This is a genomic window from Mesorhizobium sp. M1E.F.Ca.ET.041.01.1.1 (assembly GCF_003997355.1).
Lineage (GTDB): Bacteria > Pseudomonadota > Alphaproteobacteria > Rhizobiales > Rhizobiaceae > Mesorhizobium.
Window position 1 is genome coordinate 1 of the sequence record NZ_RZSL01000829.1, and the last position, 2,095, is coordinate 2,095.

A 2,095-nucleotide genomic window follows, 5' to 3' on the forward strand; every position below is an offset into this window, starting at 1 on the left:
GTGGCGAGCGGATCCTATCTGGCCGCCGTTCCAAGACAGTTCGCGGCGGTGGCAGCGAAATCCTTGCCGCTCGGCATCTATCGGGCGCCGATTTCAATTCGTTCTCCGGCGGTGCGGATGTACTGGCACGCCCGCCGCGACGACGAGGCGCCGCATCGCTGGATCCGCGAGCAGATTCTGGACGAAATTGAGGCGCTTGGCTTCCGCAACCTGGATAACGAGGTCGGGGACTAGACCTCACCCCGCCGTATGGCGGAGGCCAGCCTCGACGGTTGCGGGCCGGCGCAGGGCGAGCCGCCCCGCGACATAGTCCTTGACCTGGCGGACCGCCTGTTCGCGTGTGACGCTGCCCGGCTGCAGCCCGAGCCGGAGCCACAGCCCGTCGATCAGCGCGGTGACGCCGAGCACGATCTCATCCGCTAGGTCCGGCGATGCAAGGTCGCGCAGGCCGGACAACAGGTTCGAACGCATGCGCGCGTGGATGACCTTCTGGATGCGCGCCAGCTTCTCGTCGCGCGGCACCTCGGAGCAGAGCGACAGCCAAGCGTGGCAGAGCGGCGGCAGGAACAGATGCTCCTCGAAATTGCCCTCGATCACGGCGTGCAGTCGTTCCATCGGCGTCCGTGCGCGCCGAAGCCTGACGACCACCGCATTGCGGAGCACGGCATTCGCCTCGCGCATGGCATGCTCGAACAGTTCCTGCTTGTTGCGGAAATAGTGCAGCACGATGCCCTTCGAGGCGCCGGCCTGGGCCGCGACCTTTTCCAGCGTCGCGCCGGCAATGCCCTCGCGCTCCAGCACCGCGAAGGCTGCCTGCCGCAATTCCTTGCGGCGTATGTCGCTGAGACGTGTGAGTTTCACCGGACCGATCCATGCATCGCGAATCCATGTTGACATTTTCGCCCGCTCAGATCAATGATTGACCAGTGGGACAATAATATGACCAGTTGGTCAACGAATAGTCGACATGAGGAGAACCGGAATGTTGCGTATGCTTGCGAATGGCGTCTGTGTCGCGGCCCTGATGCTGACTTCCCAGGCCGCCAGGGCCGCCGAAGCCGAGGACTGCAAAGTGGTCCGCATGGCGGAGCCCGGCTGGAACGATCTCGCCTTCACCACGGGCGTGGCCAAGGTGCTGCTCCAGGCGCTCGGCTACGAGCCGCAGAGCGAGGTGCTCGGCATCAACGTCATCTACGAGGGCATGAAGAACAAAGACCTCGACCTGTTCCTCGGCTACTGGGACCCGGCGATGGTCACTTATTACGAGCCTTACAAGAAGGACGGCTCGATCGAGAACGTGCGCGTCAATCTGGTCGGCGCCAAATACACCTTCGCCGTGCCGACCTATGTCTGGGAAGCCGGCGTCAAGGATCTCTCCGACCTGCACAAATTCGCCGACAGGTTCGGCAAGAAGATGTACGGCATCGAGCCCGGCTCCAACCAACTGATGATGGACGCCATCGCCGATCCTCAGTTCCATCTCGACGGCTGGCAGGTGGTCGAGTCGAGCGAAGCCGGCATGCTCTCGGAAGTCGGCTACGAGATCAAGGAGAAGCAGTTCATCGTCTTCCAGGGCTGGGCGCCGCATCCGATGAACACGATGTACGATTTCAAGTACCTGACCGGCGGCGACAAGTTCTTCGGCCCGAATTTCGGCGCCGCCACCGTGACGACGCAGGTGCGCAAGGGCTATCTGCAGCAATGCCCGAACGTCGCGCAGCTCCTGAAGAACCTTGCCTTCGACATCGATATGGAAAATGTCGGCATGGGCTACCTCATCAATGATGGCATGAAGCCGGAGGAGGGGGCGCTGAAGTCGATTACCTTGCACAAGGATCGCCTCGATGGGTGGCTGGCCGGCGTCACCACCTTCGACGGCAAACCCGGCCTTGCCGCGGTCAAGGAAAAGCTCGGACTGTGAGACCGGCGGCATTGGACCTGCCGGAGCACGAGACCGAGCAGGACGCCTGGCCTAGCCGCAAGCAGTTTGTCGATGTCGGCGGCCTCGACGCTGCCTATGTCGAGATCGCCGGTTCAAAGCCGCCGCTGGTGCTTGTGCACGGCTTCACCGACACCAGCCGCAGCTTTTCGCTGC

2 protein-coding genes and 1 pseudogene are annotated in these 2,095 nt (G+C 62.9%); 2 read left to right on the top strand and 1 reads right to left on the bottom strand.

Going from position 1 to position 2,095, the window contains the following annotated elements; translation table 11 throughout:
- Nucleotides 1–234: pseudogene (locus EOA38_RS39510) on the top strand (hypothetical protein); the annotation flags it as partial.
- A 3-nt stretch (nt 235–237) separates the two neighbouring features.
- Here EOA38_RS39510 and betI read toward each other — a convergent pair.
- Entirely contained in the window at nt 238–897 is a 660-nt protein-coding gene (gene betI, locus EOA38_RS34740; RefSeq protein WP_126094463.1) for a transcriptional regulator BetI, read from the bottom strand.
- Nucleotides 898–982: 85 nt separating this feature from the next.
- On the opposite strand from betI, the gene choX reads away from it, so the two are divergent.
- A complete protein-coding gene (gene choX / locus EOA38_RS34745; protein WP_126094462.1) occupies nt 983–1,921 on the top strand; it encodes a choline ABC transporter substrate-binding protein in 939 nt (312 codons plus the stop codon).
- Nucleotides 1,922–2,095 lie beyond the last annotated feature (174 nt).